Below are 22753 nucleotides of genomic sequence, written 5' to 3' on the forward strand. Positions count from 1 at the left end.
AAAAAATTAGGAGGAACCATAATGTTAAATTTACATTTATTCGAGAAAAGTTTTAAAGATATTAAAAATATTGTTGACCAGTTTTCATGTGGTGCGAGCGAGATCCGGCGGGTCTATTCTCCGGAAATGCAAAAAATTAAAATTGAGAGGTTGGAGCAAGAAGCCCGTGACAGCCTTCAAATCGAATTTAATCTCGTGAACCATCTCATCAAAAAAGATCGAGAAGGCTTGCGACGACCCGAACCGACATTCGACTGGCAAAAGAGGTCTTACTATCGAGAAGCACTAAAAGATTTTTCTGGTGATCTTCGTGATATTTACAAAAAGGCAAAAGACGGAGGAAATGCCGAAAAAACCGCCGAAATCGTCTCAACTTGTTTCGAGCGAGGCGACGAATTCCAAAAAAAGCAACTCATTGAAACGATGGTCGAGGCGGTCACCGAGGAAGAAAAAGCTCAAATCAAAAATGCCGTTGAAGTCGACCAGATCGACTCGATCTTCCAAAAAGTCAATCTGGCGGCGATTGGTTCGATTGAGAATAAAATTCCGTATTCAGGGCGTTACGGTGGTTTTTACGCCGACCAAGAGCAGACAAACCCATTTTTTGGTTTCGAAGAACGGGTCGACAGTCTCTTGCCGGTGGAAATCCGCAAACACGCGCTAAAGGCGGTCGACGACTAATGAAGTCCGAGAACTTTTTTGCCGATTTGGAAACTCAACAAGAAGAAACTGAACGAATTCGAGTCGAAATCGAGCGATTGATCGGCAAGTCTCCAAGACTCCCAGAATACGAAGATGAACTCTAGTTTACTTTATCTTTAAAAACTGAATTCGCGGAGACTAGAAAAAAAGGAAATGCTATAATGAAAATACCAACTTGCACGCCACGAGAAGCCCCCCCACGACGGGGGGCTCTTCGTTTCTCGGTAACCGACCCGCCAGAATGGCTCACAGCATGCCTAACTTTTAAAAGAGGTATGAATAGTCGCTTAGCTCAAGCCTTTTCAATGTGGCGGTGGCTAGGGGGCTCATAAACGAGTTAAGCGTTTGCGGCGTGGTAGAAGGCTGGAAACGGGGCTCGCTTGGGCGTGGGCGGTCTGAATGTCGTCATCGCTTAGAGCCAAATATTTTTGGGTCATTGAAATAGTGGTATGCCCCATCTCTTTTTGGAGCGTTGCGAGATTCCCGCCGTTTCGTAAATACTCGATGGCGTGTTGATGACGTAAGTCGTAGGCAGAAAACCGTTTTAACCCCGCTTTCTTGGCATATCTCCCTAACTGGTGCGTCCATGCTCGAGTGTTCCAATGTTCCCCGTAACTGGTGCAAAAGACCGGTATCGACAAATCCCACTCTTCGGGGCGGCTCGTTATAAGTTGTCGCAACACGTTGGCGGTCTGACTGGAAAAAAAGACAACTCGACTCCGACGGGTCTTGGCGGTCGAACTGCGAATGACCGCTCTATTTAGGTCGAGATCAATATCATTGACCCTCAACTGCAAAGCCTCACTCGGTCGTATTCCGCAATCCAGACTCAAAAGGAAAAGAGTTTGGTCTCGCAGTCCAACGAAGGTCGAAATGTCCATTACTCCAAGCATGGCTTTTAAATCCTCTTGGGAGTGATCGACCATTCGGGGGTCGGCGTGTTGGAGCTTGAGACCATCAGCAGGGTTGGAAGCAAAAACCCCCTCACGAACGCAGAAGTTAAAGAAATGCTTTAATGTCTTGAGTCGAATATTGTACGTCGGTGGGGCTATCCCCTCTTGTGAAAGGTGCTCTAGCAGACAATCGCGACATGTATCGCTCCATGCCGTGGGGTATCGCTTGAAGAAAAGCTTTACATTTTCGACGTAACCGGCGATTGTGTAAGGTGCGGCTTGTTCAGCCCTTCGTAACGCTATGAAGCGTTGTAGAGCATTTTCCCATGTTTGAGGCGGAAAAGACTTAATGTTAACCACTGTTGCTCTTTTCATGTCATCAACCCCCATAAATGTAAGGTCTTGACATTGGGAATCCGCTTGTTTTTGATCACCTGACAGAGGTGTTTTTGACACATTTTTTGAGAGGTGGGTTCGGTCTACACGTAAGGGAGAAAAAGTGTGGGAATCGTTGCTATTACTAGCTTGGAATCACACAGACAAAAAAATGGTGGACCGTACAGGAATCGAACCTGTAACCCCCTGATTAAGAGTCAGGTGCTCTGCCAATTGAGCTAACGGTCCACGAAGAGCTATTCATTTATTTTATGCGAATACTAATGGCGCGCCCGGCAGGAGTCGAACCCGCGACCTACGGATCCGAAGTCCGTCGCTCTATCCAGCTGAGCTACGGGCGCGTACCGCATTTTAAAAAATGGGGTGAGCGAGGGGACTTGAACCCCCAACATCTGGAGCCACAGTCCAGTACTCTAACCAATTGAGCTACGCTCACCATATCCATATCAAGATTCAAGTGGCGCGCCCGGCAGGATTCGAACCCGCGACCCACGGCTTAGAAGGCCGTTGCTCTATCCACCTGAGCTACAGGCGCCTGCGAATGTTACGATAAAATTGGAGCGGGAAACGGGATTCGAACCCGCGACCTACGGCTTGGAAGGCCATCGCTCTAGCCAACTGAGCTATTCCCGCTCGTCGCAACGAAGTTGGCTTCGTTCAGCACGGGAAATACTACCATATGACCGAGTTTCCTGCAACCTTTTTTTGATAGAAATTTGATGTAAAAATTATTTAAACTGTTGTAACAGAAAATAAGACTGCTATGAGCATTGATAGTATCATTTTATATGGTTACACAAAGTAGCAGCTCTATTACTATAACAAGGAGGTAAGAGCAGAATGAGCTATAAAGAGATAACTATTGAAAAGTGGGAAGATCGTGTAGGGCGAATAACATTGAATCGTCCAGAAAATCTCAATACTTTTAATAGCCAGATGGCATGTGAACTTGATAAAGCTCTTCTTGAACTTGATGAAGATAAAGATATACGAGTAATTATTGTAAAGGGTGCAGGAAGAGTTTTTTGTGCCGGTATAGATCTTAAGGAATTTCCTGAACAGAACCCGTTGGAGTATCGAGAGTGGGTTGAAAGAATGGAAAAATCTTTTGTGACAATCTCTAAGATGAAAAAGCCTGTTATTGCCCAGGTTCATGGTGTCGCTGCTGCAAATGGTTTAGGACTTATCGCTGCAGCGGATCTTGCGATTGCTTCAGAAGACGCACGAATGGGATTGACAGCGATTAATGTGGGTCTTCATTGTGTTGGTCCTGTAATTGCCGTATCTAAGTCTGTAGGGCGCAAAAAGGCTTTAGAAATGGTGTTATATGGGAATCTTATTCATGCTCAAGAAGCTCTTTCTCTTGGTTTGATTAATAAGGTTGTACCTTTCGATAGACTAGAAGATGAAACGAGAAGTTGGGCTTCTGAACTGGCTCAGAAAAGTCCACTCGCAATACAAATGGCTAAGCAAGGCTTTTATACATTACAAGATATGGAATATGAAAAACAATTTGCCTACGCTAATGAGGTTTTTGCGAGACTCTGCACTACAGAAGACGCTCTAGAAGGAATTTCTGCTTTTTTTGAAAAACGTTCCCCTCACTGGAAAGAAAGATAAAAAAGTCAAAAAAAGAGGAAATTGCAAAAAGCAATTTCCTCTTTATCTAAAATGGTCGGGGCGAAAGGATTCGAACCTTCGACCCCCTGCTCCCAAAGCAGGTGCGCTAACCAGACTGCGCTACGCCCCGTGATAAGCACTGGTGGAGCTGGGGGGATTTGAACCCCCGGCCTCTTCCGTGCGAAGGAAGCGCGCTCCCCCTGCGCTACAGCCCCAAGCAATCAACGGCGAATATTGTAATAATCGAAAGGGAAGTTGTCAAGCTTATTTCTGGATATTATGAGAAGTTGTCTCTCATTGACTTCTTTCCCTTAGAGTGTTTATCTATATATTCTAATACATAAAGCGTAAGAAAGGAATTTTAAAATGATATATGGTGCAGAATTTGTCTCTAAATGGATTATAGAAATGAAAGAAATGTTTCTTGGGCAACGGCTTTTTCGTGTGGAGGGCGGAGATACATGGTTAGCACTTCGCTTCTCTTCTCAGACTCTTTCTCTTTTGATAAGTTGGCATCCTCAGCATTTCGGATGTTGTCTTATCGATGAAGAAGATCTTGATTTAATGAAGCGTTTTTCATCGGGGAAACTTCGCTTTGCAGATGCCCTTAAAAGCCATCTTGTAAAAGGCGAGCTAACTGCTGTTGAACAAATAGATTTTGACAGACTTTTAATATTAAAATTTTCTCGCAAGGTAGGAGCAGGTTTTGATGTAGAAAATTCTCTTGTTTTTGAATGCATGGAAAGGAATAGTAATCTTATTCTTCTTGACGAAAATAACACTATCATTGATTGTGTTAAACATATCCATCCAGAAATTAACAGGTACAGAACGGTTGTGCCCTCTCATCCCTACATTACTCCTCCTCCACTTCAAGGGCCATCTCCTTTTGATATTCAACCGGAAGACTCTGCTTATGAAGATATCGCTATGATGAAGGGAATTGGTAAAGGGCTTAGACAATTTATAAAAGCTCATCAATCTCTTTTTACATCAGGCGAATGGATAGGCAATATTGCAAAACTTTACAACGAAGAGACCCTCAAAAATAGCCTTATACAGACGTGGAAGAACTATGTTACGATCTTTCCCCTTTTGTTGGAAGATATGATACCTGTGAACGAAAATAAGGCCCTTATTGTGTCTAAAGACTTTGTGGTCGATCCTTTACTTTGGGATAAAAGCAACAGGCTTAAGAAAGATACGCTGAAGGTTATAAAGAAAGAGATAAAATCTCTTGAGCGACATCGTAAGGGCATAGAGAAGCAACGTTCAGAATCAGAAAAAGCACCGTGGTATAAAAATTGTGGTGAATTGCTGCTAGCCAATCTATATAAAATTCCACCTCGAACAGAAAACATTTCTCTTACAGGTTGGACAGAAGATGGGGAAATTACACTACAGATCCCTTTAGATCCCAAAAAAAACGCTTCTGATAATGCTGCTGTTTACTTTAAAAAGTACAAAAAAGCAAAGGGAGATCTTGAAAAAATCGAGCGTGAAATCTCTGAACTGACAGATAAAATATCGGAGCTTCAAGATCAGATAGATATTATTGAAGAACTTGAGGTTCCATCAATGATTGATTCCGTGTGCCGGGATATAAAAGAGTGGCTTGTTCCTAATAAAAATAAAAAGAGGAAACGTTCGAAAAAAGAGTCTTCAACTCCACCTCATCTTCGTCTCTCTTATGAGGAAGCTCTTATTCTTGTTGGTCTGAATGCTCGAGGAAACCGACATGTTACTTTTCAAGAAGCAACTGCTGGAGATATATGGCTTCATGTGCATGAAATTCCAGGTTCGCATGTCATTATTAAACATCCAGAAGCACGAAAGGAAAATCTTGAAGGGACCGATTTATTGGTACTAGCTGCTTCATTGGCCGCCTTTTTCAGTAAAGCTCGCCATTCTACCAAAGTACAAGTAGATTATACGGAACGGAAACATGTGCGACATATTCCCGGAAGCGGCATAGCTCACGTTACTTATACTCATCCGGAAACAATTCTTATCGAGCCCGATCGCTGGAAAGAATATTTTTCAGAAAAAGAGATAGCTCTTGGGGAAGTTCGGCCCTGAATTTCATTTCTCGGCCAGTTATTGGATGTGTAAACGTAAGTTTCCAGGCATGAAGAAAAATTCTGCCTGGCGTCTTTTGAAGACACTCTTTAGTTCCATAGAGTTCATCACCAACAAGTGGGCATCCAATATGTTTGAGATGTACGCGAATTTGATGGGTACGCCCCGTATGGAGGGTACATTCTATAAGGCTATAGTTTTTTTGGCTCCAAAGCACTCTATATTCCGTTAGTGACGGCCGACCTGACTCAGTAACAGCCATCATAACTCTGTTGCGATGGCTACGGCCTATAGGCGCGTCTATAAGACCTGTTTTCCTATGTGGAGTTCCGCGACATAAAGCGAGATATTTTTTCTCAACAGAGCGAGAACGAAATTGTTCCTGAAGAAGTAAAAGAACATTGCGGTTTCTGGCAACAACAAGAAGACCGGATGTTCCTCCATCAAGGCGATGAACAATACCTGGACGAACCTCTTCGTCAAATTTTCTCATATCAGGGTAGGCATAAAGTAAACCATGAACCAACGTCCCATGCCAATTTCCTGGCGCTGGATGTACTACGAGTCCAGAAGGTTTGTTTATAACGAGAAGAGACGAATCCTCATATGCGACTTCAAAAGAGACAGGTTCAGGCTCGACTTCCAATGTTTCTATGGGTGGCAAAGTTACGACAATCTGCATTTCAGGCGACACTTTCAACGCCGCCTTGAGCTTACGCTGAAGATTTAAAATCTCAACATTTCCCATATGAATAAGCTTTTGAATATAATTGCGGGTCAGCCCTAATTCATTGGCAAGAAAGAGATCAAGACGCAGATTTGCATCTTTCTCTTGAGGAGAGGTTAGAATTTTCCCTTCGTTACTATTTTCTTGAACTTCCTCGCTATTTTCATTGCCTTCCCAAAGCTCTTTATTTTCTTTTTCAGACATGGTAACCTGCCTTACTAAAAACAGAGGCGAGAAAAGGATCTCGCCTCTGTTTTGTTCTATTAGTATGAAACTAATCTTTTAACACTCGTGTGCAGCGAGGACATAATCCTCTTTCATCAACTTCTTCTGAGTATTTCCAGCATCGTGGGCATTTTTCGCCTTTGGCTTTATCGACAGCAATCGTTAATCCAGTTTCTTCATCTTGCCACATTATGGCTAAATCAGAAGGTTTTTCTACCCACTTAAAGTCTGAAACAATAGCGAACATAGACCACTCTTCATCAGTAAATTGTGAATGCTCATACTCTTTGGATATTTGAGCTTCAACACGAGCTTCCAGTGAGTGACCGATGACACCAGTTGTTCTGGCAGATTCCAATGCTCGGCTAATAGCTCCTCGCATGGTTAGAACTCGATCCCACTTTTCGTCAAGTTGAGCATTTATTTCAGAAGAATTTACTTCTGGCCAAGAGGATAAAAATACACTCTTAGGCAAGTCAGGATCCATATTTTTCATTTCCTGCCAAATTTCTTCAGCAGTAAAGCTCAGAATAGGAGCCAGTAAGCGAGTTAGAGTATCAAGTATTTGCCACATTACAGTCTGACAGCCACGTCTGGAAATCGAATCGGTTTCATCAGCGTAAAGCCGATCTTTGCTTACATCAAGGAAGAATGAGCTCAGCTCGGTTACACAGAACTGATGAATGACAAAAGTCGGTACATGGAATTCATAATCTTCAAAGCCCTGAGTTGCACGTTCGATAACCTCATTGAGCTTTGACAAGATCCACTTATCTATTTCCATAAGTTCATCGTAAGCTACAGAATCTTTATGAGGATTGAAGTCGGAAAGGTTCCCCAATAAGTATCTGGCAGTGTTTCGAATACGTCGATAAGATTCCGTTAAGCTCTTGATAATGCCATCAGAAATACGAATGTCGTTTCTATAGTCTGTAGAAGCAACCCACAATCTCAAGATATCGGCGCCATATTTATCGATGACTTCTTGCGGTCTTATAACATTACCAATAGATTTAGACATCTTTTTGCCTTCTCCGTCAACAATGAAACCGTGAGTGAGAACACTCTTATAAGGAGCTTGATGACGAGTGGCAACAGAAGTAAGCAACGAGGTTTGGAACCATCCTCTGTGCTGGTCACTACCTTCAAGATATAAATCGGCAGGCCATCTCAACTCTGGACGTGTTTCGAGAACTGAGAAATGGCTGACACCTGAGTCGAACCAAACGTCCATAATATTCGAATCTTTTACCAGATGATGGCTTCCACAGGCTGGACATACAGCTAAATCGCCAAGCAGTTCTTCCGGTGTAAGTTTCCACCAAATAGTTGAACCCTCTTTCTTGACTTTTTCCTGTACGGCTCTGATAAGCTCAGGTTTTAAAATAAGTTCACCGCAATCCTCGCAATAGAAGGCGGGAATTGGAACTCCCCAAACTCTCTGACGGCTGATACACCAATCAGAACGGTCACGAACCATGTTATAAATGCGATCTTTTCCCCAATCTGGAATCCACTGTACCCCTTTATCGATAATATCAAGGGCTTCTTTTCTAAACTGGGAAACAGCTATAAACCACTGCTCTGTCGATCTGAAAATAACAGGTTTTTTACATCTCCAGCAGTGAGGATAAGAGTGCATAATCTTACCTTCACCAAGAAGACGACCGTTATCTGTAAGTATAGAAAGAACTTTTTTGGCGCCTTCGTCAAGGGAAAGACCGCCAACGATTGGTGTTTCTTCTAAGAAGTGACCGCTACCATCGACTGGGTTGTAAATTTCTATTCCATATCGAACGCCAGTCTCATAGTCTTCAACACCATGACCTGGTGCCGTATGAACACAACCAGTACCAGTATCGAGCAAGATGTAATCAGCAAGAAGCAATGGAGTAACTCTATCGGAATAGAAAGGATGAATTGCTTTCTCTTTTTCTAGTTCCCTTCCCTTGCAACGATAAAGAATTTCACCAAACTGAAGACCTGTTTCTTTCGCAACAGAATCGAGAAGAGCTTCCGCTAAAAGATAAACCTTATCTCCACTCTCAACAAATACATAGTCATAGCCGGGCCCAAGGGCTACTGCCATACTTGCAGGGAGTGTCCACGGTGTGGTTGTCCAAACGATAACATTAACATCACGATTTTTTAACACATCGATTTTGTTGCCAATTTCAGGCATAGAGTAAGCGATAAAGACAGATGGAGACACTTCATCCCAATACTCTATCTCTGCGGCAGCTAGAGCTGTTTGGCAATCTATACACCAATAAACAGGTTTGTGACCTTTATAAACGAGGCCTTTCTCAACGAGATCTGCAAAAGTGCTCAATTGAGCGGCTTCATACTCTGGGTTAAGTGTAATATATGGATTTTCCCAATCACCTATTACACCAAGGCGTATAAAATCATTTCTCTGAATATCAAGAAATTCGTGCGCATATTTTGTACATTTTTCTCTGAGTTCAACAGGATCAATGGCGTCTTTTGTAATCCCATGGGTTTTAAGAACATGAAGTTCTATAGGAAGTCCGTGTGTATCCCACCCAGGAACGTAGGGAGCATAGTAACCTTTCATTACTTTGTATTTGGGAATAAAATCCTTGAGGATTTTGTTGAATGCTGTTCCTATATGTATATTCCCATTTGCATAGGGAGGTCCGTCATGTAGAATGAAGGACTCTTTCCCTTCCTGTTGTTTTAACATTTCGTGATAAACGTCGATATCCTTCCAGAACTTGAGATATTCAGGCTCTCGTTTGGCCAGGTTTGCTCTCATTGGGAAAGATGTCTTGGGCAACTTGAGTGTGTCCTTATAATCTGTAGCCAATGTTATTTACCTCCTTTCAAATAGGAAAAGGCCGTCTCTAAAAAACAGAGACGGCAAATTCGTAACTTGTTGATTTTAGCACAACTTGAAAACTTGTAAAATATTACGACACCATCCCGGTTTTTTTCTTGACTTCCATTTTTTGTAAAATATGGATTCCGATGAGGATTATCAATCCTATCAAGTCAGTTTGCCACCCCGGGATTAGTAACCCAAGAGCTCCACCCAACGCTATAATGCGTTTCCACCAAGCCATAGGAGCCTTGTAATATCCAATAGTGCTCATTCCAAGTAAAAATACGCCCAAAATAGCGGTTATTATGGCCATAGTAAACGGTAATGGGCTGAAATTGACAAGCACAAGCATTGGATTGAACACATAAATATAAGGAACTATAAAACCCGCTAAGGCCAGTTTTACAGCTGTAACTCCTGTACGCATTGGTTCAGCTCCTGCAATTCCAGCACCTGCATAAGCTGCGAGTGCGACAGGGGGGCTAAGATCCGCAGCAATACCAAAGTAGAGAACAAACATGTACGCTGCCATTGGAGGAACACCTAACTGGAAAAGAGCTGGAGCAGCCATTGTACTTGTAACAATGAAGTTTGCCGTTGTAGGAAGCCCTGCACCAAGCAAGATACACGCAATCATGGTTAGCAACAACGTGGGAAGAAGTTTTCCTCCGGCTATGGCTACAATTGCACTTGCTATTCGCAATCCCAAACCAGTTAACGTTGCTGTTCCTACAATAATTCCCACTGTAGCGCAAGCACATGCTACGCCCAGTGCTCCTTTTGCTCCGCTTTCAAGAGCAAGTTTGAGCTTTTGCGGCGTAAGGCGTGTCTCTTTATTTAAGAAAGAAACAGCAATACTGATTATGATTCCATAATACGCTGCCTTTAAAGGCGTGTAGCCTGACAGCAAGAAATAGACGATAGCTATAAGAGGCAATAAAAGATGTCCCTTTGCTTTTAACAATTTGAAAAGCTTAGGAAGTTTTTCTCTAGGTAATCCAGTTAAACCCAGACGTGTAGCCTCAAGGTGTACCTGTACCATAACTGCAAAGTAATATAACAGGGCTGGTACCACAGCGGCCAAAGCAACATGAACATAAGGAACTCCCATGAACTGGGCCATTATAAAGGCGGCTGCGCCCATAACAGGAGGCATAATTTGTCCTCCTGTTGATGCTACTGCTTCAACGGCACCTGCAAAATGAGGTTTATATCCTACACTTTTCATAAGAGGAATGGTAAACATCCCCGTAGTACATACATTGGCGACTGATGACCCTGATATTGAGCCCATAAAACCGGAACTCAACACAGCAACTTTAGCTGGGCCCCCTGTTGCGCCTCCAGCAAGGGCCATAGCCAAGTCAATAATAAAACGGCCCATTCCCGTTTGTTCCAGAACGGAACCAAAAAGAATAAACATGAACACAAAGGTAGCAGAAACACCAAGAGGAATGCCAAATACACCCTCTGTACCTAAATACATATGGTTAATAATTCTTTGGATGTTGAAACCTCTGTGTTGGAACATTTGAGGGAAATAGCGTCCAAAATAACAGTAGAAAAGAAAGAATATGGCTATACATGGCAAAATGGGACTCGACACTCTGCGCGTTGCTTCTAATAGCAGAATAATACCCATAAAACCAACAATAATATCCATGGTTGTTGGCAACCCTGCTCTATTTACCATTTCTTCAAATTCAACGAAGAGATAAAGAGTTGAGAAAGCTGCCATTGCTGCAAGTATGAAATCATACCATGGAATGCCATCTTTCTTGCTTGTTTCACGAGCTGGGTACAAAAGATAGACGAGAACAAGAACAAAAGCTAAGTGTAAAGAACGTTGTTTCATTGCTAAGAGGAGCCCGAAACCGGATGTGTAAAAATGGAAAAGAGACATACCTACGGCTAAAGCTGTTATTACGAGGCCCTGCCAACCGAAAAGGTCACGATAGCGAGCTTCCGTGTCAAACTGGCGTCGGAGTTCATCAAGGTTAATTTCTGAATTCTGAGCTGTTTCGGTGTTTACGTTTTGCTTGTTGTTTACTTCACCCAAATATCTCCACCTCCAGTCGTGATGAACTTAATTAAAAAGTAAAAGGCATCTTTTTAAAAAATAGAGGAACCTGTTTCATTTCAACGTAGAGAAGGCTATTAGGTATTGTTTGGAAAAGGTCAAGTTTACCAGTCATAGTAGACGAAAACCAGTTTTTCCCTATTTGGCTATCGCCTATGCGAACTCGTAATGTTTCCCACTCATAAGAACTTCCTTGGACAATCATCCAATCTTTGTGCAATAAAAATCGCCCATGTTTAGGAGGTTCGGTTGGAAGCCCTGCGTTATGAGATCGAAAACGCTCCTCCCAAAGCCAAATACGACCACCTGACACAATATAAACATCCTCAACAGGAGTTTTTTCAACGGAGTGAACGAATCCGGTTACTATTCTAGTTCCAGAAGGAACTGGTGCTGACCAAATTTTTTGATCTTGAGTTCGCAAAGATAAGAAGTGAACAGGAACGAAAAGTAGATAGAAAATAGATAGAAAAATTAAAAGAGTGAAAATTTTTAAAGCACGCCAATCAAACGTCGCTTTCCCCCCCTCCCGGATGCGCCTTTTATTAACGTGACCCCGTGAGGATTATACCCGCTTTCATCGTTATTTGACAACTCTAAAAATTGATTTTGTTTATAATGGCGAGCCTGAGGCGATTCGAACGCCTGACCTACGGCTTAGGAGGCCGTCGCTCTATCCACTGAGCTACAGGCCCGCTCAGGACGGCGATTATGTTATCACGTGCTACTTTTTAGTGCAACACATCTTTTTGAGATTCCCCCTTGTTTTTTATAGCTATTTGGATAGTATATAAAGAATATAAAGAGGGTGATTAGATGTTTTCCGGAGATAAACTTGCTGAATTAAGAGTAAAGAGAGGGTTTACTCAAATTGAACTTGCTGAAATGATACACGTTTCTTTTCATACTATTCTTCGTTGGGAAAAAGAAAGACGTTTGCCAGACGCCTCTCATTTGTCGGCACTTGCCGAGACACTAGATACAACTGTAGGTTATCTGATGGGAGAAGAAACATGTGATAACGCTGATGGTTCACTTTGGAATTTTGAAAAAGAAGCTGTCGTAGCGGTTCCTCTATTGGATTCTTCCCTTGTTGCTTGTGCGGGGTGGGGGTTTGGAGATATGGACGACGTTATTCCTGAATCCTCCACTTCTCTATTTGTTGCGAAAGATGATCTTGGACGAATAGGAGAACAACGCCCCTATGCCGTTAAAGTTGAGGGAGACAGCATGCAGGAGGCTGGAATCCCAGATGGAGCTCGTATCACCATTAACCCTGAAGAGCCTGTCTATAACGGTGATTCTATTCTAGTTAAATGGGGACGTCGTGGAGATTTGGCAGTTAAATGGTATTACGAATATAAAGATCATATCGAATTGCGTTCTTCTAATCCTGGCAAGTATCCGCCAATTATTATTTCCAAAGAAGAGATTGCAGAAGAAATGGATGCCGGGAATATGGATTTTTTTAGAATTTGTGGAAAGGTTATGTCAGTAAGCGTCATACCTAAAAGAGGAATTTAATAAACATGGAGGGAGGGATACTAACATGGGAATACAATTTACTCGAACGGATAAGAAACCACCGTCTATACATGAAGAGCTATTAAATATTCTTATTCCCACACCTCCTGCTACTTTTTTGTTTAGAGAAGACACAACAATATGTATCGTTGATCGTTCTATTCGGCCTTCTTCGGGGGATCAAGTTGTTGTCTATGATGAGAATCAGGGTTTTAAACGAATTTCTTTTAAGAATATAAAAGAAGAAGATATTTGGGGGGTTGTGACGTGGTTTTGTCATGAAGCAGGAACATATGAAGCCAATAATTCTCTGTGATTGTAATAATTTTTTTGTTTCATGTGAAAGGCTTTACAGACCAGATCTACAAAATAGACCAGTTATAGTGCTTTCTAGTAATGATGGATGTGTTGTTTCCCGTTCTAATGAAGCTAAAGCGCTGGGTATTTCTATGGGAGTTCCTTTCTTTCAAATAGAAAATGCTTGTCGTCATTATGGGATTACAGTTTTTTCAAGTAATTTCGAACTTTATCATGATATTTCTGAAAGGGTGATGGCTATCTTGGGTCAGAATACACCCTTTTTAGAGAAATACTCTATAGATGAAGCCTTTTTAACGTTAGATTTGTCGAGTCGCTCTCAGTTATCGAAAACGTTAGCTTATATACGCGATCAAGTCTACCGATGGGTCGGAATCCCTATTTCCATAGGTGCAGCTACATCGAAAACTCTTGCTAAACTCGCCGCTGAATATGCTAAAAGACATGAGGAAACGAAAGGATGGTATAACCTTTTATCTCTATCTTCTGCGGAAAAAGATATGTTTTTGGCAAATGTCTCTATAAATGATATTTGGGGAGTAGGGAAAAAGTTTGCAGAGCGATTAATAAAAAACAGAATTAGAACGGCAAAAGATATGCGGGATATACATGATGAACGCATCCTAAAAATTACAGGTGTTTCCGGTTTAAAGACAGTATGGGAACTTCGTGGGATTCCTTGTATAAAGATAAAAGAAACAGAAGTAATGCAAAAAAGCATACAAGTTTCGCGCTCTTTTGGCAGGGAGGTACGAAATTATAATGATTTAGAAACAGCCATAACCTACTTTGTCTCTTCTGCAGGAATCCGCCTTCGGCAAGAAGGAGCTTTGGCAAGTGAAATAAATATTTTTATTGCTACCAATCGTTTTCTCCCCTCTTTTTATTCTAATTCTATTGAGATTGCTGCCCCATATCCTACAAATTACACGCCCGATCTTATAAAACTTGCCCTTACAGGCTTAGCTCAAATTTACAAAGACGGACTTTGTTATGTAAAAGCTGGAGTAATTCTAGCGAAATTAATATCGCAAAATTATAGACAGGAGTATCTTTTTGAAGATCTATCGAAAGTAAGCCAGAAGAAAAAGCAAACCTTAATGAAAGTTATCGATAGAATTAATATGAATTTTAGGAAAAACATTATTACACCTGCTATTTTTTATTCGGAACCGGAGAAAAATTGGGTTCCCCGGTCCGATCGAAAGTCCCCTTCATATACTACTCGTTGGGAAGATATTCCATCTCTTAAAGCTGGCAACTGAAACGTCTGTAGAGTGGTTCGTCTTTTACTGTGTTTTTCTCAAAATATTCAGTTGAAAGTTCTGCATCACGAGCAAGCTGTTTTGATAATGCCTGACGATTTGCAAAACGTTGTTCTCCCCGTAAATATTCTTCTATGAACACCATTATTTTTTTGCCGTAGAGGTCCCCTGTAAAGCCTGGAATATGGACTTCTATCCTGAGACCTTTTACATCAGTAAAAGTAGGATTTGAACCTATATTGAGTGCTCCTGGATAAAAAGTACTGTCTAGAACAACTGTAGCTGCATAGACCCCGCTAGGGGGAATAATTTTACGGGTAGGAACGGCTAGGTTAGCTGTAGGAAAGCCTAATTCTCTTCCTCGATGATGTCCCTCTATAACTGTTTCATATATAAAAAATGGGTATCCAAGCAGGTACTTGGCCATTTGCATTCGTCCAGAAAGAACTTCACTTCGTATAACGGTACTACTTACGGCAAGACCGTCTATTTCCAAAGTAGGAACAGGAGAAAACAGAATGTTTTTTTCATGGCAATATTGGCGTAAAAAAGCAATATCACCTTTTCGACCAGCACCGAAACGGAAATTTTCACCGATTACAATACCCGATACCGATGTTAGACTTTCCAGACGCTCCAAGAAATCTTGAGGGTTTAGTGTTGCTAAATATTCATCAAAAGGTACCCAAAGGATATTTGGTATTTGAAGTGCTGATGCTATATGTCTTTTTTCTATTTCGCTAAAGAGAAGAAACAGACGCTCTGGATTAAAAATATATTGAGGATGTGGGGAAAAAGTAACAACTCCCCACGCGTCATTTATTTCTTTAGAGAGACGTTCAGCCTCTTTAAGAAGTAACTGATGTCCTTTATGAAAACCATCAAAAGCTCCTAAGACCTGAATCATTACATATACCTCTTTATGTTATTCTAAGAAGAGATTAGTTTGTGGCTTAAAAAAAGCCTTATTATTACGATATCTTAATATTCCCAGAGAAACCAAGTTTTTGCCAGCTGCACATACTGCATCTTGGGCAAAAACCATTCCTCTCGATATACACTGTAACTCTGTAAGTGGAATAATCTTTCCGTTTTTAAGTTCTACTTCCAGAGGTTCTGCAATATCGTAAAGAGTAAAATGCTTTATGAAATTTTGTATTGGTAATATCGTTTCACTAATATTTTTTTCATTGATTTTAATCATTTCATCAAAAGGAAGAGCTTGATCTAACGACATAAAACCTGTTTTTACACGGGTAAGTTTGAGGACAGACGCGCCACATCCTAACATCGTCCCTATATCTCTTACAATACTCCGAACATAGGTTCCTTTGTGGCATTTTATATAAAGGGAAACCTGACCTTCTGTATTTAAGCTTGATATGCGACAAATAGATGTAATCGTAACAGGACGAGGAAGCATTTCTGGCTCAAGGCCGCTACGTTTTAAATCAGAAGCTCTTTTCCCTTGAAGTTTGAGAGCAGAAATTACCGGTGGTTTTTGCATTCTTGTTCCAAGAAAGGCTGGTAACAATACATCTATATCCTTTTCGGAAATATGCTTGAAATAATTTCTTGCAAGCACCTCTCCCCCATAATCTAAGGTATCTGTTATTGTTCCAAGTTGGATTGTAACAGAGTATTCTTTAGGTAACATCATAACGTAATTAGATAGTCTCGTTGCGCTTCCCACTAGAAGTACAAGAAGGCCGTCTGCAGTAGAGTCAAGAGTGCCTCCATGCCCCACTTTTATCTTATTTTTCAAAATATTGCGAAGGGTGGAAACGCAATGAGTGCTTCGTATCCCTCTAGGTTTATCGATAAGGATAAGCCCACTAATCATTGCATAGCCTCTTCAACTGCTTTAGTTATGATTTGAATTGCTTGAGAAAGAGGAGCCTCTATTCGACATCCTGCTGCTTGCATATGACCACCGCCTTCGAAACGATGGGCAATATCACGGGCAGAAATAACGCCACGAGAACGTAAACTAATTCGAATCTGATCTTCTTCCTCAACGAGGAGAATTGCAAATTCTACGTCTTTAACTCTAAGAAGTTCATTAACAAGGCCTTCTGTATCGGCAGGAGAAGAATTGAGTTGTAAAAAATCTTCTAATGTAAGCCAAGAAATGGAAATTTTCGAGTGACCAGCAAGTTCCACTCTTTCAAAGGCTTTCCCCCAAAGTTTCATGCTTTCAATAGGCTGATTGTAGAAAATTTTATGGCTGATTTCTGCGGGTAAAACTCCTTTTTTGATTAATTCAGCAGCAGCTTCATGAGTACGAGGCGATGTTGAAGAAAAAGAGAATTTTCCGCTATCCGTGACAATAGCTGTATAAAGACCAATTGCAGAATTGCAACTGTATGATGCATTACAAAGATGGAACATATGCCAAAGTATTTCTCCTAGTGAAGAGGCATTTTCATCTATGTAATTATAATCACCATAAAGAGTGTTATCTCCATGATGGTCTATATTTATAATTTGAGCGTCATTATGAATTTTTTCAAGTTCGGGAATAGATCGTTCAATGTTACTCGTATCTAAAGAGATAATAAGAGTATCTTTAGAAAGGGGTAAAAGGTCTTCTGCGCGGTTAAAAACCTCATAAGTTCCACTTAATGGCAAAAAAGAATACGTTGGTGGGAGAGGATTACCCCCTCCCCAACGAATCTTTTTCCCATTTTCCATACCATATGCAGCGAGAGACGATGCTGAACCTACCGCATCTCCATCAGGTTTTTGATGGGTAAGAATGACCCATGATGGCGAAGCACATAATAAAGAAAAAACTTTTTCTAGTGTAACGTTATTCTTCGATTCCATCTCTTTCTTCATCCTCAGGCAATGAATCCTCTTTAATACTGTCTAACAGCGCATCAATATGCCGTCCATAATCTACAGAAGGATCTACTTCAAATCGTATTTCTGGTATCTGTCGAAGACGTAAACGTTTCCCTAAGAGAGAACGTATAGGACCAGCAACACTCTGTAACGCCTTGAGGACCGTTTTTCGCTGTTGTTTATCGAGGGTGATAAAGAAAACAGTTGCCATTTCAAGGTCTTTAGTACACGAAACCTCTGTAATGATAGCTTCTTTAGCTACATCGTTTTTTATTTTATACTCTAGAAGCAAACTGATTTCTCGTTGAAGTTGCTTATTCACTCTCTGCATTCGATAACTCGTCATATGCATCTACCTCTTGCCAAAAATGTATAATTGTAAACGCCGCCATATCTTCTTCTCGCTCAATAAAATTCTTTATTATCTCTATACGGTCTTTGCACATTCCGTACGAATTTCCTACAAGTGAAAATGCTATATATGCTTGATCCCATCGATTTTCTGGGCCAAGATCAAGAGCAGATACGTTCCAGCGTCGACGAATTTTATCAATAAGCGAACGAATTACTTGTCGGCGTTCTTTTACGCTTCGGCATGCAGGAATATCTATTTGAATTTGAAAAAAACCGATATAAGGTACTATTTTCTCGTTATTTTTCATTATTCAAGATGCCGTTTTTCCTCCACTATTTCAAAAGCTTCGATAATGTCCCCTTCTCTAAAGTCCTGATAATTAGTGAAGTTTACTCCACATTCATAGCCTGCATTTACTTCTTTGGCTTCATCTTTAAAGCGCTTTAAATTAGCAAGTGCTCCAGCCCAAAGAACGACTCCATCGCGGATAATCCTAACTTTGGCATTTCGTTTTATAGTACCTTCAGTTACGTAACAACCCGCAATTTTACCAGCTTTGGGGACTTTGATAACTTGTCTTATCTCAGCTTGGCCTATTACCTCTTCACGTATTGTAGGTGCGAGCATTCCTTCAAGAGCTGCTTTAATGTCATCAATTACATCATAAATTACATCGTAAAGACGAATCTGCACGCCCTCTGTTTCAGCTATTTTTTGAGCATTCTTATCTGGTCTCACGTTAAATCCGATGACAACTGCATTAGAAGCTGTAGCGAGCATAATATCAGACTCAGCAATTCGTCCAACGCCTCTATGAATAATATTAATTCCGACCTCATTAGTGCCCATTTTTTCTAAAGCAGCGCACAGAGCTTCATTTGTTCCCTGGACGTCACTTTTTACCAACAAGTTAAGTTGTGGAATTTCTCCCTCTTTCATTTGGGAATAGAGTTCTTCAAGGGTAAGACGTTTTGCGGCTGTGCCTTCGGAATCACGTTTTTCCTGCTCGCGTTTCGATATTTCATCTCGGGCTGTTTTTTCACTATCCACAAGAATGAAATGCTCACCAGGTTGCGGAACAGATGTAAGGCCCAAGACTTCTACTGGGGTGCTAGGACCAGCTTTTGCTAGCTGCCGACCACGAGCATCAAGCATAGCTCTTATTTTTCCCCATGTCGTATCAAGAAGGATGATATCTCCTTTACGAAGCGTTCCTTGCTGCACAATTACTGTTGCAACAGGTCCTTTACCTTTATCAAGATTCGCTTCTATGACAATGCCCTCAGGAGTAACTGTAGGATCAGCTTTAAGTTCGCCCATTTCTGCAACAAGAAGAACCATTTCTAAGAGTTGGGGAACACCCTCTCCTGACTTAGCCGAAACATCGACCATAATTGTATCTCCGCCCCACTCTTCCGGAACCAGCCCAACATCTGACAACTGCTGTCTTACGCGGTCTGGGCGTGCTGCGGGTTTATCAATTTTATTTACGGCGACAACAATAGGAACACCCGCTGCTTGAGCGTGGTTAATAGCCTCTCTGGTTTGTGGCATAAGACCGTCGTCAGCAGCGACTACAAGGATCGCGATATCAGTAGCCTGAGCCCCACGAGCTCTCATTGCTGTAAAAGCTTCGTGTCCAGGAGTGTCAAGAAACACTATTTTCTTATCTTCATACATAACAGTGGAAGCACCGATATGCTGAGTAATACCGCCTGCCTCACGTGCAGTAATATTCGTTTTACGTATATAGTCGAGTAACGTTGTTTTCCCATGGTCAACATGTCCCATAACAGTTACGATAGGCGGGCGAAGCTCCATGTGATCACCATGGAAAATTGGCTTACCACGAGAAACACTCTGACCTTCTTCAGCCGCTGTTTCTTTCGATGTTGAAGTGCTTTCCTCAAACTCAAAATCTACATCGTAAGCTTCGCCGAGTACAACGAGAATAGACTCGTTAACTTGAGTCCCTGCGGGAGCCATAATACCTTCATCTACTAAAGCTTTGACAGCTTCTGCTACAGGAATACCCATCTGTGTTGCTACATCTTTTACTGTTGCGGTCTCTCGAACGCTTATGATCAGTTTTTCCTTCACCTTTGTTTCCTCTTTCTCTGCTATAGGTGGTTGTTGAGTTTTTTTGTCGTGAATCGCTTCTTCAATAAGTTGAGCAACATCGTTATCAATAGAGCTCATATGTGTTTTAGCTTCAATGCCAAGATCCTCTAGCATTGTCAACAAATCTTTATTACTTATTCCTAACATCTTGGCTAATTCATATACTCTTATTTTACTCAAGCACATTTCCCCCTTCCGCTAGCAGGGCTTGTATTTTCTCCCCAAGGCCGCTATGTAGTGGCAAAGCCACAACTTGCGTACTTGTGGTTCCTATGGCCCTTGATACCTCTCCGCAAGTGAGGGGTATGTCTCTCAAATCACATTGCCCCCGCTTAGCTTTCGCTATGACGCTTCGCCTTACTGCAACGGAAGCATCTGACGCCAAAAGAACGAGTAGCCCCTCTTTATTTCCTTTTAGTTTTTTGTTAATCTCGTCTGCTCCTATTACAAGCTGCCCTGACCGACGAGCTAGGCCTAAAAAAGAAGAGATCTTCTCCTCTATCATAGTTCTTGCTCCAAAATCAACGAGAGCAGTTCATCGTAGATTTTTTCATCCACTTCACACCGTAAAGCTCTCGATAGTGCCTTCTTTTTTCGAGCTAGTTCTATACACTCTCTGTTTAAACAGAGGTAGGCCCCTCGGCCAGGTTTTTTCCCACTTTGATCGATAGTAACTATACCATCTGGAGAACGGACAACACGAACAAGAGTTCTCTTAGGACTTTCAGAGTGACATCCAATACAAGTTCTCGGTCTCTTGCGCTTCGCTTCAGTCATTAAGGGCAACACCTCTTAATCTATAATATCCTGAAAAATATCTTGAAGCGTAGGCATACGTTCCGGTTCAAGTGCCTTAATATCGATTTTCCAGCTTGTTAATCGTGCTGCTAACCGAACATTTTGGCCAGCTTTTCCAATAGCAAGAGAGAGTTGATCAGGTCGAGCATAGACTGTAACTGCCTTATCCTGCTCAAGAACAGGCTCAATCTTGACTATTTTTGCAGGTGAAAGCGAATTACGTATGAAGATTAACGGATCGCTGTTCCATATAATAACATCAATCTTTTCACCTGAAAGCTCCTGACTGATAGACTTGATTCGAGCACCATTGCTCCCGACACATGCGCCCACAGGATCAACATTGCTATCAAGCGTTTGAACTGCCACTTTAGCTCTCGTACCTGCTTCCCGTACAATACCCTTAATTTCAATAATGCCTTCCTGTATTTCAGGCACTTCAAGTTCGAGTAATGTTCTGAGCAACCCCGGGTGTGTTCGTGAAACTACTATTCTCGGTCCACGAGTTGTCTGTCTAACATCAAGCAGGTAAAATTTAAGTCGTTCGCCAGGTATATAGCGTTCGTTTATAATGCGCTCTTCGCGCGGTAAAATAGCTTCTGTGCGATCATTAAGACGAACAAGTACCTGATCATTTTCCGATTTAAAAATAATTCCGTTAACAAGATCTCCAACCTTGCCAGAAAATTCTTCGAAAATAATCTGACGTTCTGCGTCTTTTAATTTTTGTATGATTACCTGCCGTGCCGTTTGGGCAGCTATGCGGCCAAAATTCTCGGGATTTCTTTCGATTCTAATATATTCGTTAACTTCTACATCTGTATAACCAAGTTCACGAACTTTTTCAATTGATATTTCGGTGTCAGGATTAACGACATCGTCAACTATGAGCCGTACTTCACAGATGGAAACGTTTCCGCTATCAAGGTCTATATGAACCTCGACATTTTGGTCTCCGCCCTGATATTTTTTGTACGCAGAAATAAGTGCTGCTTCGAGGCTAGATGCTATTACCTCAGCAGTCAATCCCCGTTCCGCAGTTAGCTGTTTTAATGCACGGACGAAATCACGCCCAAGCTGCATATTTCTCCTCCTCCTCTAACAATTCCCCATCTGTTGTTATTTATTACTCTCCTTCGTAAACAAGGTTCCCTTTTTGAATAAGATCAAACTGTATTTCCTCTTCTTCTGTTGAATCATCAAGTTGGATCAATATACTCTGTTTCTCCTTGTTTACGGAACTTATTATTCCCTTAAAGCGCTTTCGCCCTTCTTTTATTGGAAGGCAACGAATTTTTGCTTTTTTCCCTTCAAAACGCGCGTAGTCGTCGAGTGTGAAAAGCGGCCTGTCTAAACCTGCTGAACCCACTTCTAAGAAATAACGATTAGGAAGAGCAGAATCATGTTCATCAAGAAAGTGGCTTAGACTACGAGAAACTGTTTCACAATCTTTTACCGTTATTCCACCGAGAACGTCGAGATAGACTTTGATGTAAAGATTATTTGATTCTTTTGCGAAAACAATGCCGACGCATTCATATCCTAGATTTTCTACAATATGGCGAAGAGAAATGGATAAATCTTCTTTTTTAAACGCAGGCTCTGCCATAACCTTTCCTCCTTTTAGAGCTAGAGGCCGAGAGTTACACAAAAAACAAAGAGTGGGACAAACCCACTCTTTGGTAATAACCACGCATAACTTCCCTCTCACCATGTATTCCTGCTTAGTATAACATGTTTTATGGTTTTCTTACAACTCTATAAATAATTTTCGCCTATGAATGTTCCCCACCAATCAGGGAGGGAAGCTTCATATTCTTCAATGTTGTTATCTTTTAGCAGTCTATCTGCAAGGACTTCTTCGATCAAATTTGGAAGCTCAAGAACACCTTCCCAATATGTAGTTAAAGCTTTCTTATCACGATCTAAAATCCTGCAAACATACATAATAGACACCT

Annotated in this window: 23 protein-coding genes and 8 tRNA genes; 7 read left to right on the forward strand and 24 right to left on the reverse strand. The window is 41.4% G+C overall.

Annotated elements, in window-relative coordinates; translation table 11 throughout:
- Positions 1–21 precede the first annotated feature (21 nt).
- Both ACZ5GY_RS04705 and ACZ5GY_RS04710 read left to right on the forward strand, forming a co-directional pair.
- Positions 22–681 (forward strand): hypothetical protein, encoded by a 660-nt coding sequence (locus tag ACZ5GY_RS04705; RefSeq protein WP_464112054.1) that lies wholly within the window; start codon positions 22–24, stop codon positions 679–681.
- Positions 681–806 (forward strand): hypothetical protein, encoded by a 126-nt coding sequence (locus tag ACZ5GY_RS04710; protein ID WP_464112055.1) that lies wholly within the window; start codon positions 681–683, stop codon positions 804–806. The genes ACZ5GY_RS04705 and ACZ5GY_RS04710 overlap by 1 nt, the downstream gene beginning before the upstream one ends.
- Positions 807–1028: 222 nt before the next feature.
- On the opposite strand, the gene ACZ5GY_RS04715 is transcribed toward ACZ5GY_RS04710, so the two are convergent.
- The 6 genes from ACZ5GY_RS04715 to ACZ5GY_RS04740 all read right to left on the reverse strand — a co-directional run bounded on the left by ACZ5GY_RS04715 (position 1029) and on the right by ACZ5GY_RS04740 (position 2624).
- Positions 1029–1970 (reverse strand): tyrosine-type recombinase/integrase, encoded by a 942-nt coding sequence (locus tag ACZ5GY_RS04715; RefSeq protein WP_464112056.1) that lies wholly within the window; start codon positions 1968–1970, stop codon positions 1029–1031.
- A 173-nt stretch (positions 1971–2143) separates the two neighbouring features.
- Positions 2144–2219 (reverse strand) — tRNA-Lys (locus ACZ5GY_RS04720).
- Positions 2220–2255: 36 nt separating this feature from the next.
- A tRNA-Arg gene (locus ACZ5GY_RS04725) sits at positions 2256–2332 on the reverse strand.
- Between the two features lie 18 nt (positions 2333–2350).
- Positions 2351–2427 (reverse strand) — tRNA-His (locus tag ACZ5GY_RS04730).
- A 22-nt stretch (positions 2428–2449) separates the two neighbouring features.
- A tRNA-Arg gene (locus ACZ5GY_RS04735) sits at positions 2450–2526 on the reverse strand.
- Positions 2527–2547: 21 nt separating this feature from the next.
- Positions 2548–2624, reverse strand: a tRNA-Gly gene (locus tag ACZ5GY_RS04740).
- 207 nt (positions 2625–2831) lie between these two features.
- Between ACZ5GY_RS04740 and ACZ5GY_RS04745 the strand changes: the two genes are divergently transcribed.
- A complete protein-coding gene (locus ACZ5GY_RS04745) occupies positions 2832–3611 on the forward strand; it encodes an enoyl-CoA hydratase/isomerase family protein (protein WP_464112057.1) in 780 nt (259 codons plus the stop codon).
- A 52-nt stretch (positions 3612–3663) separates the two neighbouring features.
- On the opposite strand, the gene ACZ5GY_RS04750 is transcribed toward ACZ5GY_RS04745, so the two are convergent.
- Both ACZ5GY_RS04750 and ACZ5GY_RS04755 read right to left on the reverse strand, forming a co-directional pair.
- Positions 3664–3741: transfer RNA gene (locus tag ACZ5GY_RS04750), tRNA-Pro, on the reverse strand.
- A 10-nt stretch (positions 3742–3751) separates the two neighbouring features.
- Positions 3752–3826 (reverse strand) — tRNA-Ala (locus tag ACZ5GY_RS04755).
- A 151-nt stretch (positions 3827–3977) separates the two neighbouring features.
- On the opposite strand from ACZ5GY_RS04755, the gene ACZ5GY_RS04760 reads away from it, so the two are divergent.
- Positions 3978–5690, forward strand: a complete 1713-nt coding sequence (locus ACZ5GY_RS04760) for an Rqc2 family fibronectin-binding protein (protein WP_213699607.1) — start codon at positions 3978–3980, stop codon at positions 5688–5690.
- Here the strand turns inward: ACZ5GY_RS04760 and ACZ5GY_RS04765 are convergent.
- The 5 genes from ACZ5GY_RS04765 to ACZ5GY_RS04785 all read right to left on the reverse strand — a co-directional run bounded on the left by ACZ5GY_RS04765 (position 5620) and on the right by ACZ5GY_RS04785 (position 12262).
- Entirely contained in the window at positions 5620–6621 is a 1002-nt protein-coding gene (locus tag ACZ5GY_RS04765) for an RluA family pseudouridine synthase (protein WP_213690111.1), read from the reverse strand. The two genes, ACZ5GY_RS04760 and ACZ5GY_RS04765, sit on opposite strands and share 71 nt — an antisense overlap.
- A 70-nt stretch (positions 6622–6691) precedes the next feature.
- On the reverse strand, positions 6692–9472 hold the full coding sequence (gene ileS / locus ACZ5GY_RS04770; protein WP_464112058.1) for an isoleucine--tRNA ligase: 2781 nt from the start codon (positions 9470–9472) through the stop codon (positions 6692–6694).
- A 103-nt stretch (positions 9473–9575) separates the two neighbouring features.
- Positions 9576–11546, reverse strand: a complete 1971-nt coding sequence (locus tag ACZ5GY_RS04775) for a TRAP transporter permease (protein ID WP_213690113.1) — start codon at positions 11544–11546, stop codon at positions 9576–9578.
- A gap of 31 nt (positions 11547–11577) precedes the next feature.
- Positions 11578–11991, reverse strand: a complete 414-nt coding sequence (locus tag ACZ5GY_RS04780; protein ID WP_464112059.1) for a DUF1850 domain-containing protein — start codon at positions 11989–11991, stop codon at positions 11578–11580.
- 195 nt (positions 11992–12186) lie between these two features.
- Positions 12187–12262 (reverse strand) — tRNA-Arg (locus tag ACZ5GY_RS04785).
- A 121-nt stretch (positions 12263–12383) separates the two neighbouring features.
- Here ACZ5GY_RS04785 and ACZ5GY_RS04790 point away from each other — a divergent pair.
- The 3 genes from ACZ5GY_RS04790 to ACZ5GY_RS04800 are packed head-to-tail and all read left to right on the forward strand — an operon-like array spanning position 12384 to position 14674.
- Complete coding sequence (locus tag ACZ5GY_RS04790) at positions 12384–13091, forward strand: LexA family protein (protein ID WP_307880039.1); 708 nt, start codon at positions 12384–12386, stop codon at positions 13089–13091.
- Positions 13092–13116: 25 nt separating this feature from the next.
- Positions 13117–13407: a LexA family transcriptional regulator gene (locus ACZ5GY_RS04795; RefSeq protein WP_213690116.1), complete on the forward strand. Its 291-nt coding sequence runs from the start codon at positions 13117–13119 to the stop codon at positions 13405–13407.
- Complete coding sequence (locus ACZ5GY_RS04800; protein WP_213690117.1) at positions 13385–14674, forward strand: Y-family DNA polymerase; 1290 nt, start codon at positions 13385–13387, stop codon at positions 14672–14674. Before ACZ5GY_RS04795 ends, ACZ5GY_RS04800 begins: the two co-directional genes overlap by 23 nt.
- Here ACZ5GY_RS04800 and ribF read toward each other — a convergent pair.
- The 11 genes from ribF to ACZ5GY_RS04855 form a co-directional block, all read right to left on the reverse strand.
- A complete protein-coding gene (gene ribF / locus ACZ5GY_RS04805; protein ID WP_213690118.1) occupies positions 14658–15581 on the reverse strand; it encodes a riboflavin biosynthesis protein RibF in 924 nt (307 codons plus the stop codon). The genes ACZ5GY_RS04800 and ribF overlap by 17 nt on opposite strands.
- A gap of 18 nt (positions 15582–15599) precedes the next feature.
- Positions 15600–16517, reverse strand: coding sequence for a tRNA pseudouridine(55) synthase TruB (gene truB / locus ACZ5GY_RS04810; protein ID WP_464112060.1), 918 nt, complete (start codon positions 16515–16517; stop codon positions 15600–15602).
- The gene (locus tag ACZ5GY_RS04815; RefSeq protein WP_213690120.1) at positions 16514–17503 is read right to left on the reverse strand and encodes a DHH family phosphoesterase; all 990 of its coding nucleotides are present in this window, start codon (positions 17501–17503) and stop codon (positions 16514–16516) included. Before ACZ5GY_RS04815 ends, truB begins: the two co-directional genes overlap by 4 nt.
- On the reverse strand, positions 17487–17867 hold the full coding sequence (gene rbfA / locus ACZ5GY_RS04820) for a 30S ribosome-binding factor RbfA (protein WP_213690121.1): 381 nt from the start codon (positions 17865–17867) through the stop codon (positions 17487–17489). Before rbfA ends, ACZ5GY_RS04815 begins: the two co-directional genes overlap by 17 nt.
- Positions 17836–18183, reverse strand: coding sequence for a DUF503 domain-containing protein (locus ACZ5GY_RS04825; RefSeq protein ID WP_213690122.1), 348 nt, complete (start codon positions 18181–18183; stop codon positions 17836–17838). Before ACZ5GY_RS04825 ends, rbfA begins: the two co-directional genes overlap by 32 nt.
- On the reverse strand, positions 18183–20183 hold the full coding sequence (gene infB / locus ACZ5GY_RS04830) for a translation initiation factor IF-2 (protein ID WP_307880033.1): 2001 nt from the start codon (positions 20181–20183) through the stop codon (positions 18183–18185). The genes ACZ5GY_RS04825 and infB overlap by 1 nt, the downstream gene beginning before the upstream one ends.
- Positions 20170–20502 carry a L7Ae/L30e/S12e/Gadd45 family ribosomal protein gene (locus ACZ5GY_RS04835; RefSeq protein WP_213690124.1) on the reverse strand — a complete coding sequence of 111 codons (333 nt, stop codon included), beginning with the start codon at positions 20500–20502 and terminating at the stop codon, positions 20170–20172. The genes infB and ACZ5GY_RS04835 overlap by 14 nt, the downstream gene beginning before the upstream one ends.
- Positions 20499–20774 (reverse strand): RNase P modulator RnpM, encoded by a 276-nt coding sequence (gene rnpM / locus ACZ5GY_RS04840; protein ID WP_213690125.1) that lies wholly within the window; start codon positions 20772–20774, stop codon positions 20499–20501. Before rnpM ends, ACZ5GY_RS04835 begins: the two co-directional genes overlap by 4 nt.
- Before the next feature lie 15 nt (positions 20775–20789).
- Positions 20790–21878, reverse strand: a complete 1089-nt coding sequence (gene nusA, locus ACZ5GY_RS04845) for a transcription termination factor NusA (protein ID WP_213690126.1) — start codon at positions 21876–21878, stop codon at positions 20790–20792.
- Between the two features lie 43 nt (positions 21879–21921).
- Positions 21922–22404 (reverse strand): ribosome maturation factor RimP, encoded by a 483-nt coding sequence (locus ACZ5GY_RS04850; protein WP_213690127.1) that lies wholly within the window; start codon positions 22402–22404, stop codon positions 21922–21924.
- A gap of 149 nt (positions 22405–22553) precedes the next feature.
- The gene (locus tag ACZ5GY_RS04855; protein WP_213690128.1) at positions 22554–22742 is read right to left on the reverse strand and encodes a hypothetical protein; all 189 of its coding nucleotides are present in this window, start codon (positions 22740–22742) and stop codon (positions 22554–22556) included.
- Positions 22743–22753 lie beyond the last annotated feature (11 nt).

This window comes from Aminobacterium thunnarium (assembly GCF_055390565.1).